Below are 15,339 nucleotides of genomic sequence, written 5' to 3'. Positions count from 1 at the left end.
GTCAACAAGTGTAAACCTTCGTAGCCGCTTTAAGCCTAGGTAACCTCTTCAGCGTCAATCAGGTTGAATAGTGGCGCATCGGGCATAAAGAAGCGATTGTGTGGCACCTGATAGCCAAGATGCTTGCAGGCCGCTGAGGTGACCACTCGGCCCCGAGGCGTTCGCTGCAAATAGCCAATTTGCAATAGATATGGCTCGTAGACTTCTTCGATAGTCTGAGGATCTTCGCCTGTAGAGGCCGCCATCGTATCGAGGCCCACCGGGCCGCCGTTGAAGTTTTCGATCATCAGGCTCAGCAGTCGGCGATCCGTCCAGTCTAGTCCACAGGGATCGACATTAAATAGCTCTAGTGCTTCAGCGGCTGTCTGTCGATTGACTGGCCCTAGCTGTTTGACTTGCACATAATCGCGCACTCGTTTTAGCAGACGGTTAGCAATACGCGGTGTGCCCCGAGCGCGCCGAGCAATTTCTTCTGCGCCGTCGGGTAGAACCTCTGTCTTGAGCACATCAGCAGTCCGTAGCACGATTTTAGTCAGTTCGTCTACCTCATAGAACCGCAGGCGTTGGATCAGGCCAAAGCGATCGCGCAGAGGTGATGCCAGTGCGCCGACCCGAGTGGTGGCCCCTACTAGCGTAAACGGCTGGAGTGGAATGCTCCTGGTCCTAGCGCTTTGCCCCTTGCCGATGGTGATATCTAATCTGGCATCTTCCATCGCCGGATACAAAATCTCTTCGGTTACCCGTGAGAGCCGATGAATTTCATCGATAAACAAGACATCGCCTGCCTTTAGGTTTACTAGCAGCCCGGCAATGTCACGCGGACGTTCTAGGGCTGGGGCTGTTGTGATTTTGCAGTCAACCTCCATCTCCTGCGCTAGGATCAGCGCCATCGTAGTCTTGCCGAGTCCTGGCGGACCGTAGAGTAAAAGATGATCGAGCGGTTCTTGTCGAGATTTTGCCGCCTGGATCGCAATGCTAAGGACTTCTTTGAGCGCCTTTTGCCCGATGTAGTCGTCAATGGCTTCTGGGCGAATGCCGTCTTCGTGGCGCGCTAGTTCTGTGGTTCGCGCCTCCCCTTTTAATAAGCTCGTCTTTTTAGGAGTTGACGGCTCGCGGTTAGCGGCTTCTGATTGGATGGGCGCAGTCGTTTCCGGATCTTTTGGCAGCCGCCTCTTCTTTTTAGCACCGTCATCAGAGGCCGATTGTTTTGAGGAGATAATCGCCATAGAACAGCGCCGCGTCGTATCTAGGTCTAGACAAATGTACTATAGCAGTTTAGTGAAATAGCGCCTTTTTTCGCGATTGGGCCTGGAGCTTTGCCCAGTGCAAGTGTAGCTACAATTGAATCACTACAGTTGATCTATTACAGGCGAATCACCATGGGACTTCGTTTAAGAAAAAAGATTAAGCTGCTGCCCGGCGTGTCTGTGGTCTTATCTGATCGAGGTGTTTCGGCTAACGTCGAGGCTGGCCCTGTTCACTGGCACTCGATGACTCAAAGAGCCTCTGTCAACCTACCGGGTCCGTTTTCGTACCGAGTCAAGGCTGGCGCTAAAGGTTTAACGAGGGCGCAACTGCTCAAGATCGCCAAGCGAGCCGGGTTAGAAAACTATTCTCAGTTGAAGAAGAAAGACATCGTAGATCTTTTGAATCGACATGGGCTGCTGTGACCTACTCTAAATAGCCATCTGTCGTTGCTATCTAGCTTGGCCCTTGAGTCTTTAAAGATGCTCTTTGATTTTCAGGAGGTCTTTGGCGTCACGCCTGCTGATTGAAAGACATCTTTCACGGTTGGATAGCTGTCTTCTAGACCAAAACTAGAGGGCGTGACCGGATTTTCGTAGGTGAAGTGGCGGTAATCCATGCAGAATCGGTCCCATTCGGCCATGCGGATATTGAAGACTTTGATGACTAGATCGGCAAGGCCAAAGGATAGCGGGATGCGAAAGATCGGTGGCTTACCTAGGTAGGTGGCAATCTCTTCGACAATTTCATCGGCAGTCTTAGCCGGGTTGCCAATCACGATTTCTCGGCTATCTTCTGGGCCGGGGGGATTGTCAACTAGATGACGGACAACTTTGGCGATGTCTTTGGCGTGGATGTAGTGCAAGCTGCCGTCGGCGCTCAGAAAGCGAATTAGGCCGATGTATTTGGCGACTTCGGGCAGTCCGCCGGAGATATGAGAGTAGGGTTTGGTCTCGCTGCCGCCAAAGACCAGGGTAGGAAAAACGGTGGTGACTTTGGGTGCGATCGCCAACTCTTGCATTTTCTCATGGCAGATATATTTGGTCCGCACATAGTCTGTGCCAATCTCACCCGCTTCTTTGAGCGGCGTATTGTCTCTATCTAGAATGCTGGCGGTAGAAAAATAAATCACCTGCCGGCAGCGCTCAGCGTCTAGCAAAGACATGATCTCTAGCGTCTTCTCGACGTTGATCTCATAGCTCTCTTTTGGATCGCCCCACGAGGTTGCCACCAAAATGGCCGTATCCATCGTCTTCAGCAGATCGGAGAACTGAGCCACCTCGCGCATGTCCCCTTGCAATACATGGACACCAGGGCGCTGGTCTACAGGCACCTGCAGCTTAGCCGGATTACGCATCATCAAAAACAGCTCGTGGTCAGTGTTTTCGATCAGGGTTTCCACTAGGTAGTGGCCGATGCAGCCACTTGCGCCAGTCATGAAGATACGCATGAGTCTTGTGATAGAAGGCTTGATTATTTTGACACGGAAAAGCCCAAGGCATCTGTGGTGCCTGGGCCGATTGGTTGATCGGCTTTAGCGCAAACACCGAGACCCACCCCGTCACGGAGGTCGGGGTGGGTCAGTAACGCAGGCCGCTAGCCAATACGCTGACTCTAAAGTCACTCGTCTAGTCAAGATAGCCATGACCTCATTGGGTTTGCCCGTAGAGATTGGCTGGCTCCAGTCGTTGACTTCGGCGTAGCCTAGCTTGTGCAGGCTGCGGATGGTGGAGTGGACTGCGCCTGGGCTACCAAAGAGCAGATGCCGCACGAGTTCGGTGGTGGGGACTGTGGATGGCGTGGGTGGCTCTGTAGATGGGGCTGTAGATGGCGCTGTGGATGCTGGTGTAGCAGGCACTGTAGACGCGCTAGCGTCTGAAGCAGGGATAAACATGAGGTCTGGTCTCCGGGTTTTTTGTGTAGATTTGAGAGGAAACCAGAACCCAAAAGAGCAAAGCCACCCCGCGCATGGTGCAAATCGGGGCGGCTAAAGGGTAAAGTTTACCCTATGCCTCCAGACTGCCTAATCAGTGTGGGGGTTTAGCCATCGGTGCGGTGTTGATCGCACCTGCCGATGGCGCTCGGCAAAATTGAGTTCTGTAGAAATGACTGTGATAGGCATCGCAGCCGTAAGACTGAAGATAAGCTGATTTTTGTTTTCAGTCAAGCCACGAGCGGCAGGGATGAATGCTGGAGACAAGATAGCGGCCCGAGATGATGGCTAGCTACGTATTGATTTAGATTCCTCGTCGCGCATTCTGCGTTCTCATTTTTCTTCAGTTTCTATCCCCTTGTATGTTCACGGGGTAGTGGAATTTGAACGCGGCGCTACAGGGACTGTTACTGAAACAGTAACAAGTTTCCGTCCCCTCGCGGGGTAGTGGAATTTGAACCCGCGAGGACTGTGATTATCTGCCTAACGGTAATGCAAGTTTCCGTCCCCTCGCGGGGTAGTGGAATTTGAACGAGGCTCTTACACTATTGTACTTAGAGGCCAATGGACAGTTTCCGTCCCCTCGCGGGGTAGTGGAATTTGAACCCTAAGCTAGCTCAAGCATTGAAAAATATGTTTAGGGTTTCCGTCCCCTCGCGGGGTAGTGGAATTTGAACCTTACAGAAATGAACACGCGAGAAAATGGCATGTTGTTTCCGTCCCCTCGCGGGGTAGTGGAATTTGAACGTTGATCTTGGTGAGAATGGTGAACCCATTCTTGCTCGTTTCCGTCCCCTCGCGGGGTAGTGGAATTTGAACGTTCTTTTATGCCAATGCCTGTGAATGGCGTTGTGTACACGTTTCCGTCCCCTCGCGGGGTAGTGGAATTTGAACAGTCTGTACGTACACACGCTACGTACTTCCATTCGCCCGCGTTTCCGTCCCCTCGCGGGGTAGTGGAATTTGAACAAAAAGCAGCAGGAAAAGTTTGCAAAAGACCCTGCAGTTTCCGTCCCCTCGCGGGGTAGTGGAATTTGAACCCTATGGTTCTAGAGCCCTTTATAGACAGGCTCTCCAGAGCCAAAATCTGAGGGGGTCGGTCAACCCCTCTAACTATCAAGAGTTAATCTCAATAGCGGCCTGTGGAAAACGCCTATACGCTATGTACAGCAGGCAATCTGAGGGGGGCAACGAAAGAATCAGGTTTTCAAGGTTCGCTTCACCCCCTCAGATTGGAGGGCTGCATTCGCATAATATCGCTGATATCAGCAAAGATAAATGCGCTGCCTGATCTCTTCATCTTTTTTGACAAAGCTCGACTAACGGCATCCTCTCTTTGCGCTTTCTCAAGATGAAACTATCGAGTTCCCCGTCCTTGAAGCCGTAGCACCCGCTGCGGTAGCCCACTAAACAGCCGCTGCCAAAAGCTCATTTACTTGCTTGCCTGCCTCAAAGAAGTACGCGCCGTTCTCTTCGGGCGTACCGGGCAAAATGCCGTGACCCAGGTTCAAGATGTGACCTTTGCTGCCAGCTTTGCGGACGGTGTCGATAATGCGATCACGAATTATTTCCTTAGATCCAAACAGCACCCCTGGATCAACATTGCCCTGCACCATCATGTTTGGCCCTAGCCGCCGCCGCGCATCGGCCATATCTACCGACCAGTCCACGCTGACAATATCTACGCCCGATTCGCCCATCATCTCTAGCACACCTGCACTACCGCTCACAAGCAAAATCAACGGCGTATCTGGGTGAGTTGCCTTTACCTGGCGAACGATTTGCTGTTGATAAGGCAGCGCAAACGTTCTGTAATCTTGTGGGCTAAGCTGCCCAGCCCAAGAATCAAAGAGCTGAACCACCTGCGCGCCACAGTCAATCTGATGCTGGACATAGATGGCGATGTTGTCGGCGATTTTGCTGAGCAAACTATGCAGCATCTCAGGCTGAGAAAAGGCCATATGCTTGATCACAGAATAGGTCTTAGACCCTTTGCCTTCAACGATGTAGGCCGCTAGCGTCCAAGGCGCACCGACAAAGCCTAGGACGGTTGACTGGTTGCCAACTTCCTCACGCAGAGCTCCTAGAATCTTGCGAATATAGGGCATCGACTCGTCAGGATTAAGCGTAGTGAGCGCATCGATCTGGGCCTGGGAGCGAATCGGCTCGTCAATAACCGGGCCTTTGCCTTCGGCTACATCCATCCCCACGCCCATGCCCGGTAGCGGCGTGACGATATCTGAAAAAAGAATGACCCCGTCGGGCTTAAATGCTTTCCACGGCTGAAGCGAGACTTCGATGGCAACTTCGGGAATCTCCGATCTGTCGCGAAAGGAAGGATACTTTTCTCTGAGGTCTCGGTAGGCTTTCATATAGCGGCCTGCCTGACGCATCATCCAAACCGGCGGACGTTCAACCGACTGGCCTTGGGCTGCCCGTAATAGAAGCGGGGTTTGGTTCGATCCGGTCATGGCGTAGGCGCTCTTAATATCTGTTTTATTTTCCACTGGCTAGCTTATCATTCGCTGTGTCTACAAAGGCGCTACAGAGCCCGAAGCACGGGGAAAGAATAGAATTTAGCTTTGTTTGCGCTAGAACGGCAGCGCTGCCACTTATGCGTAAAATTAAAGGAAGTAAAGAACTGTAGACTGATTTTCAGCGCTATCAGAAGTGACCCTATGGAAATTGTGAACTTTTTTGAAAAATTGGCCGGGCGATGGTTTTCTCAGCGCACGACTCACGCCTTATCGACTCAGCAGTCCAAGGCGGGAAAGTCTGATTTGGAAGTCGCATTTCTAGCGTCTGACGCTGATGAGGTGCGATCGCTGTGCGAAAGCTTGGAAAGAGGCGATGACAGTCAGGCTGAGCCGCTGTGTGGCCTGCAAGTTCAGCAGAGTAGCACCGTCGAAGGCGATACTAAGCCCTCGGTATTAACGACCTTGATGGTGCCTTTTGTGCCAGATTCACCTACATCGAGTCGTGGAAGGCTAGTTAGCAGTGGTGGACCGGGGCAAGGCGTAAAGAAAAGTACTTACACGTTAGAAGACGACGTTCTAACGATTGTGACTGAAGACGATCAGGCGCAATCTACAGAGCGTGTGTGGTTCATCAATGACAACTTACGTATGCGTACCGGCATGACGGAGCTAGCCGATGGTCTACGAATTGCTTCTTTTTGTTCGGAGATTCGTCTAGGCGTAAAGCCGCCGAAAACTGATTGAATCTAGAAGCGGTCAATGCCAGCACTAGTTAGGTAGCGGCAAACGCTTTTTTCTTCGCTAGTCGAAGGGTCTGGGCGGAGAAGGGCAAGGTTGGCTTGAACGGTTGAATGGCTCTAGCTGAGGAGAAGGGGATGCCGTTTTGCTGTTTGTGCGATCGCAATAAATCAGCCGTCTCTGCTGGGCCGGACGTCGATTGCTGTCTACTAGCGCTGTAGCCGTTTGACTCGTTAGCGTTAGTTCCTTCAGTATTAGTTGTATCGGCTACAGCGCCTGTCTCTGCTGAAGCCAACGTTGATGATTTGGAAGCTGATGAATGGGCGGCGATCGCGGACAATGACTGGTGAACACGGCGACCAGCACGTTCTCTGGCGCGTTCTCTGGCGCGTTCTCTGGCACGTTCCTCGGTTAGATCTGCTTGACTCGCTTGACTCGATTCAACAGCAGATTGAGGCAGCGTTGTCACCAGTTTTACCTCGCCAAACTCACGACAGACAGCCGCTTCAAACTCGTGAGTAGCATGACGAACCGGCTGTCCGCGTCGCTCCCACAGCTCTAGAATCTGTTTGACAGAGCGCGATTTGTAGCGGCCCTGATAGAGCGCTTCAACCACCGCATCGCGGATCCACACGGGGCGATAGAATTCTAGCCACAGAGAAACCCACTGGCGAGCATCATGATTGCCCACCTCAAAGCGATAGCTTTCTAAGAGAGCAGCGGCCTGCTGTGCCTCTATCGATGTGGAAAATGTGGCTAGAGTCATAAGAAATGCTGCCTATTCCAAGAAGTGACTTCCTACTGCGAAAGACCGATCGATGTGGCAAACGCCCCGATACCTGCGGTATATCTCAGCCGTTTTGGCCGATAAGCGTGGTTCTCAGCGGCGTGATAGATGCCAGATGTAAGCTGATCGATATATGAGCTGACTAAAGCGTTCAGCAGATTTAAACAAGTAAATACCCTTACCATTTAGCCTGATCTTTTGACAATGGGCAAGTATGCTTAGGCGTAGTCGCACCTTCTGATCGAAAGGGATGTCTGGCCTTGGGGCAAGTCCTTGGGGTCAAAAACTTTCGATTACGCCTGCTTCGACCTCTCTAATCCGGGGCGTATCAAAGGGATCAGTGTCGCCTATCCAGTTGAAGTTACTGAGCCGAAGACCGATAGATCCCGCCTCTTGGGTGGCGTTGTATCGAAGCAGGATGCCATAGGTGCGGCGGCTGTACTCTAAAGAATATGTGGTGCTAACCGCATCGCCAGAATCGATACTAAAAGCTGTCTCAAACCCGGCGATAATCGGACCGTATAGCTGCTGGGCGATGCCCACCGAAAGAATGTTGCGATCTACCTCCCGGTCGAACAAGAAAGGCGAGGTTGCGTCCCCAATAAAAGACTGAGAATAGCCCAAGAGCAAGCGAGTATAGTCGCCAAAGTTACGTGAGAAGTGGCCGAGCTGAGCTTCTAGGGCGATATCAGCTAGCAGACTGTTTTGCGAGTCGCCGCTGCTGTAGCGAGTGGACGTAGTGCGGATGCCTGTATTGAGATCGAGATAAGGAACGACCGGACGCGGCGTGAACCGGAGCCCTTCTTCTTGAGTGGCGGGCTTGGGCTGGCCGCGCCAAAGGTTGAAGCTGCGCTTGAGCGCAATACTACCCTGATAGCGTCCGAGGGTGACTCGGCCCGTATCAGACCCACTCGAAAGCAGCAGATCTTCTCGATCGGTTTCAGCGTTGATCACCTGAGCGCTGGCCTGGTACGAAAGCTTGAGCCCCGTGCTGCCAAGCGTAAAGGTCGGTGAGACTAGGACCGTTCCCACGCTCGACTGAACATCTTGAAATCCTAGCGACCCGTTAAAGAGACGCTCGCGGTAGCTGTATTGGAGCGATAGCCTGTGCCGCGCGATCGCCTGATTGATGCTCAGCCGGGCGCGAATATCCTCTGTAATGTCTACAAAGTCAAGGCCAGTGACTTCGGCTCTGCCGCTAAGCCGAGTGGTGGGTGAAAGCCGATTGTCTAGCTTGACAGTAGCGCCAAAATTTTCTAGATCCACGGGTGAGCTCGTGTTGCCGCTTACTGCTTGCGCCGCGAAATATTCAGGCGTGATCGAGAATCGGGTTCTGCGGCTAGTGATCAGCGGAATCTGACGGCCAATATACAGCCCGCCGCGATCGCGTCCATCCACACCAATCACAATCGGCACCGGATTAAGATCGTCGGAGTTGACGCCGCTGCCTCGACTGATCAGAATGCGCGATCGCAACAAAGGCAGCGCTAGTCCTTGATCAAAGACCAGCCTCGGTCGCTTTAGCAAGAGCTCGTCTTGAGTCGCCGATAGATTGCGTAACAGCAGTCCATCGGCGCGCAGCTCTACCTCGGGTGGAGAAAAGGGATCGTTAGTAATCCGCACCGATTCCGCTCGCCAGCCTTCTACGCCAAAAGAAAGCTCGTCAGTCTCAAACCGAAGCTGATTTAGCTGTCCATTGCCGTCTAATTCGCCATCGCCATCGGATGGCTGGCTGTCGGCCCGGCTTCCAACTTGAACATTGCCATCATTGATAACGTCGAACGTTGGGTCTCGGCTAACCGGATCAAAAACGCGCCGAGAGCGACGGTTGCCTGCTAAAGGCGATGCAAAATCCTCCTCAATATCAGGTAGAAATAGCGTTCCAACTGCGCCGCCGATTACCCCTGCCTGCTGGATAAAGTTGTATTCAGCGCGATCGCCCCGCGCTAGCTGTCCGCCTGTTGTTAGCAGCACATTACCTTCTGCTAGGGCAAAGCGATTAGTCAGATTGACCCAGACCTGGTCGGCTTCAATAATAGAATCGCCGACTTGCAAACGAACGTCGCCTCGCGCTGTGATCACCTGCGCTGCGGGATTATAGGCTTGAAAATCTGCTGTGAGCGATAGCTGCGAAATAAATTCTTCGTCGGAAAGCTGCTCATTCGTTTCAGCTTCGTTCGGTTCTAGGAAGAAGATGGTTCCAGGCTCTGAGCCTTCTTCGGTTCCCAAATTCTCGTCGGGCTCTAAGTCTTGGATTTCCGCGTTCTCTTCGGTTCCTAGACCCTCTTCGGTTTCTAAACTCTCTTCAGGTTCGGTATCTACTACGCTAGGCGCTACGACAGGGAGTTGATCTGTCGTAGTCTGAGCGAGCGGTGTGGAAGGAACTGCTTCGATAGGTGATAGCAATCTTGGCTTTTGTCGACTGAGATCTTGCTGCTCTAGTCCATCTATCAGCTTCGATAAATGAGCCTTGGGAGCGGCGATCGCAGTGTTTTCAGTCTTCGCCTGCTGCTGGTCAAGGTATCGATTTATGGAGTTCTGTGGGCTTTGGGTTGGTTTTGCGATCGCTTCGATGGCGGCAACTGGCTGAGGCTGAGGGGGTAAGTTGATATGAACCATCTGCGCTCCGCCCCCTTGCTCTCAATACTGACCAATACACCCTCTCACACCGCTATGAGAATTGACTATTGCCAACCAACCACGTTAACAATTGGCCTCATACTCGGCTAAAAATATACGTCTAGATGGTCAAAGTGCCTATGACCCTGCACGATCACAGCGCCTTCGGCTGATAAAATCCTCACTAAAAAACTCAGGACTAAAAAACGACGTCGCGCTAAGTCCTGAGTTTTCAATTTCTAAGAATTGTAGATTAGTGAGTTGTGGATTAGTCGAAATCTCTACCACTGGGGTTGCGGGCAGGGTCACCGCTCAAAAATCCAAAGATAAAGAGGCCCACAAAGAATGAAACCGTGAGATATACGACGATTTTGAGCGTTACCATTTTTTATTTCCAAACGCAGTTACAAAAGTAAGTTTAATCATATCGTAATCTTCTACCTTGTAAGTAATAGTTGAGCACTGTGTGAACAAAAGTTACAAACATGAGTGCCGTCAGTCTGCTGTTAAAAACACTCGCTTAGGTGCCAGAATTTTGCTGGCGCTATTTGTTGATGAGTGATCTGTAGGTAGCACTCGAATTTCGCTGATGCCTAGAAACGTTTGAGTTGCTGCTTCTAGAATGCGGACGGGTGGATAGTCGGCGCTGCCGCTGATCGGTGCGGGAATAGGAATGTCTGCTGTAATTGCTAGCTTTTGCCCAAGCTGCCAGCGCCGAGCTAATGCTGGCGGCAGGGCGATCGCATCCAAATGCGCCATGGCTTTTCCGGCTGGAACAGGGGTGAAAGTGCCCTGTGCGATCGCCTGCTCCAACTCTTCTAAACCAATGCTATCGGCAATTTCAAACCCGCTGCTGTAGGTGCGCGTCAATCCTGCTAGGGTCGCCCCGGTACCGACGGCCTCGCCTAAATCCCTAGCGAGAGAGCGAATGTACGTACCAGCCCCACAAGTGACTTCTACTGTCAGCTCCGGCTGCGCGCCTGCTTTCCAGCTTTGGCTGACTAGGCGCTCAATAGTCACTAGCCGTTTAGGCACCGCCGCTGTTTTGCCAGCTCTAGCGAGATCGTATAGCCGCCGTCCGTCTACTTGAATGGCACTGTACATCGGTGGAGTTTGTTCAATTTCTCCAATGAATCTAGGCAGCGCCGCCTCTACCGCCGCCTTTTCTAGCTCACTGGCATCTCGCTGTTCGGCGATGTCTCCCTCTAGGTCGTCGGTGGTAGTCGTCAGACCAAATCTAATGACTGCTCGGTACGCCTTGCCGCCAGGCAGATACTGTAATAGCCGCGTCGCTCGCCCCACCGCCAGTGGCAAAACGCCGGTTGCTAGGGGGTCAAGCGTGCCGCCATGGCCGATTTTTCGGGTGTTCAAAAGCCCGCGCGTACGGGCAACGCAATCGTGTGAGGTCCAGCCGACTGGCTTGTTGAGATTGATAAAACCGTGGATCATGAAAGTCTTTATCTAAGCTGCTCGGCTAGCTGCTCGGGTGTAAGTTCTGAGATCAGGCTAAGCGGAATTTCTGGTTCACTAAAGCGAGTGGTAAAGGCGCTGGTGAGCACCGCAGCGTATTGTTCTTCGTCTTTGAGATAGGTATTTAGAAATGCCAGACTCATCGCCTGAGTATAGTCTTGAGCGATTTCAGGATGGGGGCCGACAACGGCGGGTGGCAGCTCGAAAGTTTCTGTGCCGGTAATGCCAATGGTGGAAAAGTGAGTCGCCCCCTGCATGACCAGCAGATAGTGAGGGGCCTTCGTCAGCCAGGTAAAAGGCCGGATCTGTTCGGGCAGGGCCGGGGCGATTGTGTCGTTGCTAGCCGAAATCATCATCAGCGGAATGTCGATTTCGGCTAAGCTTTCCTGGCCAAACAATTTACTGGTAATGGGGTTGATGGCGATCGCCGCTCGGATACGAGGATCGCGAAAGTTGAGATTTTCGTTGAGACTGTTCTCTTCGGACAGTTCGACCGCCTGACACTGGAGCAGCAGCGAAACGTTAAAGCTCAGCGATGTGAGCGGGCAGTCTGCTCGTAGCTGCCGAAGATTGAGCGGCGCACCCGCAATAGCAAGGGCCGTATAGCCCCCAAAAGATTGTCCAATAACGCCGATATTGTTGAAATCAATCCGTCCACTCCCTTTCTCTAGAAAGTCGTCTCTTCGTTCTAGTTCGTCTAGCACTTCTGAGATCATCTGAGGGCGACTGACGAATTCATCGGTGTCTACGACTTCGTTTCTCAGGCCAGAAATCAGCGCCGAAATCTGTTCATCGCTGCTGCCGCCGTGCTCAATGTTGATCACGGCAAAGCCATGCTCAGCCAAGAACTCTGCCAGGTAGGCGTAGGTATTACGGTCATTGCCCAGACCGTGAGAAATCACCACGGCTGGCCAAACAAAATCACTCATCTGCATAGAGCGATCAAACAAGTCAGTAGATAAGATCGGAGTATAGATATCGACTGGTCGATTGCTGGCCTTGACTCGGATTGGCTGACGCCTGACTCTAAAAGGGCCTGGTTCTGTGACTAGCTGTGTCAGCCTAATGCCAGAAGTATCGCCGGGTAGATCCTCAGTCGCTCTGGCTAGAGAGATCTGTTCGACTAGCTCCAGGGCGGTATCTGACTGTTGAAAAGCCTCGTCGAACAGCTGTGCGATCGCAATGCCTTTGCGAATATCTATCCGCAGCACCGGGGTCGGAAACCGTTGAATCACGTTTAACAGTGTCAGCCCTTCTTCTAGGTCGGCTGCTGCCAGGATCGCTGCGCCCCGCAGTCCCTGTGCGCCTGATAGCCGTGCCCCGGTCCGAAAAACGTCCCCTGTTTGCTGCAGGAGATATTCGCCCTGTTCGGTATAGCTGAACTGGGCAACGGCGGTCACATCTGTATCTACCCGCTCTGTTAAGATCTCACGGACCTGGTTCAAAGTAGCTGGATCAACTTGTTGTAGATAGGGTAGATAGGCGGCAAGTTCTTCAGTGATGACACCTTCCTCGGCATATAGCGCCAAAGAATCAACAGAAAGAGAGCGTTCAATCCCCGAACCGAGAGAAAAGACGATCTTTTCGGCGGCCTGGCCCGGCCTAGCTGACTGAGGAGAGAGGGCGAGCACCGCCTGCAACAGCCCTATTCCTAGGCCCCATGCCCCCTGCCTGAACAATCTCTGGTTAAACAAAGACGAGAATAGTGAGTAGGGCGCTGATTGCAAGATCCGCATAGATAGTCAACTGGCTAATTCAATCTGCCAATAGTTAAATTAGCTCATTAGCGTTATTACTGAGCTGAGAATCCAGGCTTAAAATCCAGGCTTCAAAATCAGTTTAAGCACCCTTTTTAAGAATCCTTAAGTAGTTCGATCAGCTCTGCTTCGCTAATTTGTGTCAATCCGAGTTCATCTGCCTTGGCCTGCTTAGACCCAGCATTCTCACCGACAACAACATAATCTGTTTTGGTGCTGACCGATCCACTTACCCTGCCACCAGCCGCTTGAATCTGAGCTTTTGCCTCAGCCCGCTTCAAGGTGGGTAAGGTGCCAGTGAGTACAAAACTTTTCCCTGCTAAGGGCTGGGTTTGCTGGCTGGCTGGCTGAGTAGTCGCCGCTAGCTGCAGCCCCGCCGCCTGGAGCCTAGCGATTAATTCTTGATTGGCCGGTAGCTGAAACCACTGCCGGACAGATTGGGCAATCTCTGGGCCAATGCCGTAGATCTGGGCGATCGCACTCTCATCCGCCGCTGCTAATGCTGCTGCCGACGGAAAGCTATCCGCCAGAATCTGAGCGTTGGTACTGCCGACTAGCCGAATGCCTAGCCCGTAGAGCACCTTTGGCCAAGGCCGCTGCTTTGAAAGTGCGATCGCCTGCAAGAGCTTATTGGCTAGCTGCTTGCCCATCCGCTCTAGTGGCAGCAGATCTTCTAGGGTTAGATCGTACAGATCGGCAATCGAGCTCACCACACTCTGATCAATCCAGCTTTGCACCAGCCGCTCTCCGAGGCCGCTGATATCTAGTGCATCGCGGCTCGCCCAGTGCCGTAAGCTGCCGCTGAGAATGGCCCGACAAGATTGATTGACACAGCGAGTGACGGCTTCGCCTTCGGGTTTGACCACAGGCTGGCCACAGACAGGACAGTTCGCAGGTAGCTGATAGGCGATCGCGTCTGTGGGCCGCAGCGTGGGCAGTACGCGAACGACCTCGGGAATAATCTCTCCGGCCTTGCGGACAATCACCGTATCGCCCAGATGCAAATCTAGTTCGGCGAGGCGATCGGCATTGTGCAAGGTAGCGCGAGATACGGTAGTGCCTGCTAGCTGAACCGGATTGAGTTCGGCCACCGGGGTAATGGCTCCGGTACGGCCCACTTGAACTGTCACGTCATTGAGAATAGTGGGGACTTCTTCGGCGGGGTATTTGAGTGCGATCGCCCAGCGCGGAAATTTGTTAGTAAAGCCCAAGCGATCCTGCAATTCAAAGCTGTTGAGCTTGACCACCACGCCATCGGTGAGATAGGGCAGATCGTGGCGCTTTTCTTCCCACTCGTCGTAATAGCTAGCGACTTCTGTGGCCGACTGGCACCGCTTCCGATTCGGGTTGACCCGAAATCCAAGCGTCTGTAAGAATTCCAGGGCGGCCCATTGGTCGGTCGGTGCGCTGAAGTCACCTGAGCCAGCGGGCATCAGCACCGTATAGGCAAAGAAATCGAGTCGGCGCTCAGCCACGACTTTGGCATCTAGCTGACGCAGCGTTCCGGCGGCGGCATTACGGGGGTTAGCAAATAGCGCTGTGCCTTCAGCCTCGCGCTTTTGGTTGATATCGTCGAATACGTCTAGCGGCAAAAAGGCTTCCCCACGCACTTCAACAATGGGTGGCGGCGTCTGCCCGGCTTCTGTATGCAGCCGCAGCGGAATCGTGCGGATGGTGCGAACGTTCTGGGTAATATCTTCGCCGACAACGCCGTCGCCACGGGTAACGCCGCGTGTGAGCATGCCATTTTCATAGGTCAGCGCGAGGGCATTACCGTCAATCTTGAGTTCGGTGACAGCAGTTGCTTCGCCCACGTCGGGCTCTAGCCGCTGCCAACGGGCCTGCCAGTCTAAATACTCTTCGGTGTCGAAGGCATTTTCGAGGCTGTAGAGCGGGATGTTGTGGCGAACGGAGGTAAATTGTTCGGCGGGCTCGGCTCCGACTCTTTGGGTGGGGCTGTCGGCTGTCTGTAGTGCTGGGTATTGCTCTTCTAGATCTTGTAGCTCTCTATAAAGCCGATCGTAGACAGAATCTGGCAGGTCGGGGGCGTCAAGCACGTAGTAGGCGTAGCTGGCTTTTTGCAGCTGTGATCGCAGTTCAGCCGCCCTCTTTTCGATCTTCTGATCGGGCGTCTGGTCAGCTTTTTGGGTGCCAGTTTTTGGGATAGGTGCTTGCTCAGCCTGCTCTAGAACCACTTTCTACCTCTAAATAGTTCACTTGTACTAAATTTTCTGCACTCATTATGCAATCAATTGTCTACGCTATTCAACCTCAGCGTTGGCTTAAACCTTGACTCAATCGCTCATCTCAGCT

General features: G+C 52.7%; 13 protein-coding genes and 1 CRISPR repeat array. Of the genes, 2 read left to right on the top strand and 11 right to left on the bottom strand.

Features of this window, described 5'->3' with window-relative positions; genetic code table 11:
* Positions 1-35 precede the first annotated feature (35 nt).
* Entirely contained in the window at positions 36-1,226 is a 1,191-nt protein-coding gene (gene ruvB / locus IQ256_RS08440) for a Holliday junction branch migration DNA helicase RuvB (protein WP_193855098.1), read from the bottom strand.
* A gap of 153 nt (positions 1,227-1,379) precedes the next feature.
* On the opposite strand from ruvB, the gene IQ256_RS08435 reads away from it, so the two are divergent.
* Complete coding sequence (locus IQ256_RS08435; RefSeq protein WP_193855097.1) at positions 1,380-1,670, top strand: DUF4236 domain-containing protein; 291 nt, start codon at positions 1,380-1,382, stop codon at positions 1,668-1,670.
* Positions 1,671-1,741: 71 nt separating this feature from the next.
* Here IQ256_RS08435 and IQ256_RS08430 read toward each other — a convergent pair whose 3' ends face one another.
* From IQ256_RS08430 to hemE, 4 genes are all read right to left on the bottom strand, one after another.
* On the bottom strand, positions 1,742-2,695 hold the full coding sequence (locus tag IQ256_RS08430) for an NAD(P)-dependent oxidoreductase (protein ID WP_193855096.1): 954 nt from the start codon (positions 2,693-2,695) through the stop codon (positions 1,742-1,744).
* Positions 2,696-2,806: 111 nt separating this feature from the next.
* Positions 2,807-3,139 carry a hypothetical protein gene (locus tag IQ256_RS08425; protein ID WP_193855095.1) on the bottom strand — a complete coding sequence of 111 codons (333 nt, stop codon included), beginning with the start codon at positions 3,137-3,139 and terminating at the stop codon, positions 2,807-2,809.
* A gap of 129 nt (positions 3,140-3,268) precedes the next feature.
* Positions 3,269-3,445, bottom strand: coding sequence for a hypothetical protein (locus IQ256_RS08420; protein WP_193855094.1), 177 nt, complete (start codon positions 3,443-3,445; stop codon positions 3,269-3,271).
* An 87-nt stretch (positions 3,446-3,532) separates the two neighbouring features.
* Positions 3,533-4,218: a CRISPR direct-repeat array (repeat unit 35 nt; unit sequence GTTTCCGTCCCCTCGCGGGGTAGTGGAATTTGAAC).
* A gap of 366 nt (positions 4,219-4,584) precedes the next feature.
* On the bottom strand, positions 4,585-5,649 hold the full coding sequence (hemE, locus tag IQ256_RS08415) for a uroporphyrinogen decarboxylase (protein WP_193855093.1): 1,065 nt from the start codon (positions 5,647-5,649) through the stop codon (positions 4,585-4,587).
* Between the two features lie 207 nt (positions 5,650-5,856).
* On the opposite strand from hemE, the gene IQ256_RS08410 reads away from it, so the two are divergent.
* Complete coding sequence (locus tag IQ256_RS08410; RefSeq protein WP_193855092.1) at positions 5,857-6,399, top strand: phycobiliprotein lyase; 543 nt, start codon at positions 5,857-5,859, stop codon at positions 6,397-6,399.
* A 28-nt stretch (positions 6,400-6,427) separates the two neighbouring features.
* Here IQ256_RS08410 and IQ256_RS08405 read toward each other — a convergent pair whose 3' ends face one another.
* The 6 genes from IQ256_RS08405 to ligA form a co-directional block, all read right to left on the bottom strand.
* Positions 6,428-7,159, bottom strand: coding sequence for a hypothetical protein (locus IQ256_RS08405; RefSeq protein ID WP_193855091.1), 732 nt, complete (start codon positions 7,157-7,159; stop codon positions 6,428-6,430).
* Positions 7,160-7,459: 300 nt separating this feature from the next.
* Positions 7,460-9,799: a DUF3769 domain-containing protein gene (locus IQ256_RS08400; protein ID WP_193855090.1), complete on the bottom strand. Its 2,340-nt coding sequence runs from the start codon at positions 9,797-9,799 to the stop codon at positions 7,460-7,462.
* Positions 9,800-10,067: 268 nt separating this feature from the next.
* Positions 10,068-10,184, bottom strand: coding sequence for a photosystem II reaction center protein I (locus IQ256_RS08395; RefSeq protein ID WP_006455505.1), 117 nt, complete (start codon positions 10,182-10,184; stop codon positions 10,068-10,070).
* A gap of 110 nt (positions 10,185-10,294) precedes the next feature.
* Positions 10,295-11,248, bottom strand: coding sequence for a tRNA pseudouridine(55) synthase TruB (gene truB, locus IQ256_RS08390; RefSeq protein ID WP_193855089.1), 954 nt, complete (start codon positions 11,246-11,248; stop codon positions 10,295-10,297).
* An 8-nt stretch (positions 11,249-11,256) separates the two neighbouring features.
* Positions 11,257-13,005, bottom strand: coding sequence for an alpha/beta hydrolase (locus IQ256_RS08385; RefSeq protein WP_193855088.1), 1,749 nt, complete (start codon positions 13,003-13,005; stop codon positions 11,257-11,259).
* Between the two features lie 116 nt (positions 13,006-13,121).
* Complete coding sequence (ligA, locus tag IQ256_RS08380) at positions 13,122-15,221, bottom strand: NAD-dependent DNA ligase LigA (protein ID WP_370623380.1); 2,100 nt, start codon at positions 15,219-15,221, stop codon at positions 13,122-13,124.
* Between the last annotated feature and the right edge of the window lie 118 nt (positions 15,222-15,339).

This window comes from cf. Phormidesmis sp. LEGE 11477 (assembly GCF_015207105.1).
In the GTDB taxonomy this organism is placed as follows: Bacteria; Cyanobacteriota; Cyanobacteriia; order Phormidesmidales; family Phormidesmidaceae; genus Phormidesmis.
This window is presented reverse-complemented; position numbering and strand designations above follow the sequence as displayed.

What these genes read in the sequence shown, in the direction of transcription:
- IQ256_RS08430 (WP_193855096.1), bottom strand. Translation starts at nt 2,695, where the DNA reads ATGCGTATCTTCATGACTGGCGCAAGTGGCTGCATCGGCCACTACCTA.
- IQ256_RS08400 (WP_193855090.1), bottom strand. Translation starts at nt 9,799, where the DNA reads ATGGTTCATATCAACTTACCCCCTCAGCCTCAGCCAGTTGCCGCCATC.
- ruvB (WP_193855098.1), bottom strand. Translation starts at nt 1,226, where the DNA reads ATGGCGATTATCTCCTCAAAACAATCGGCCTCTGATGACGGTGCTAAA.
- hemE (WP_193855093.1), bottom strand. Translation starts at nt 5,649, where the DNA reads ATGACCGGATCGAACCAAACCCCGCTTCTATTACGGGCAGCCCAAGGC.
- IQ256_RS08410 (WP_193855092.1), top strand. Translation starts at nt 5,857, where the DNA reads ATGGAAATTGTGAACTTTTTTGAAAAATTGGCCGGGCGATGGTTTTCT.
- IQ256_RS08395 (WP_006455505.1), bottom strand. Translation starts at nt 10,184, where the DNA reads ATGGTAACGCTCAAAATCGTCGTATATCTCACGGTTTCATTCTTTGTG.
- IQ256_RS08435 (WP_193855097.1), top strand. Translation starts at nt 1,380, where the DNA reads ATGGGACTTCGTTTAAGAAAAAAGATTAAGCTGCTGCCCGGCGTGTCT.
- IQ256_RS08405 (WP_193855091.1), bottom strand. Translation starts at nt 7,159, where the DNA reads ATGACTCTAGCCACATTTTCCACATCGATAGAGGCACAGCAGGCCGCT.
- IQ256_RS08425 (WP_193855095.1), bottom strand. Translation starts at nt 3,139, where the DNA reads ATGTTTATCCCTGCTTCAGACGCTAGCGCGTCTACAGTGCCTGCTACA.
- truB (WP_193855089.1), bottom strand. Translation starts at nt 11,248, where the DNA reads ATGATCCACGGTTTTATCAATCTCAACAAGCCAGTCGGCTGGACCTCA.
- IQ256_RS08385 (WP_193855088.1), bottom strand. Translation starts at nt 13,005, where the DNA reads ATGCGGATCTTGCAATCAGCGCCCTACTCACTATTCTCGTCTTTGTTT.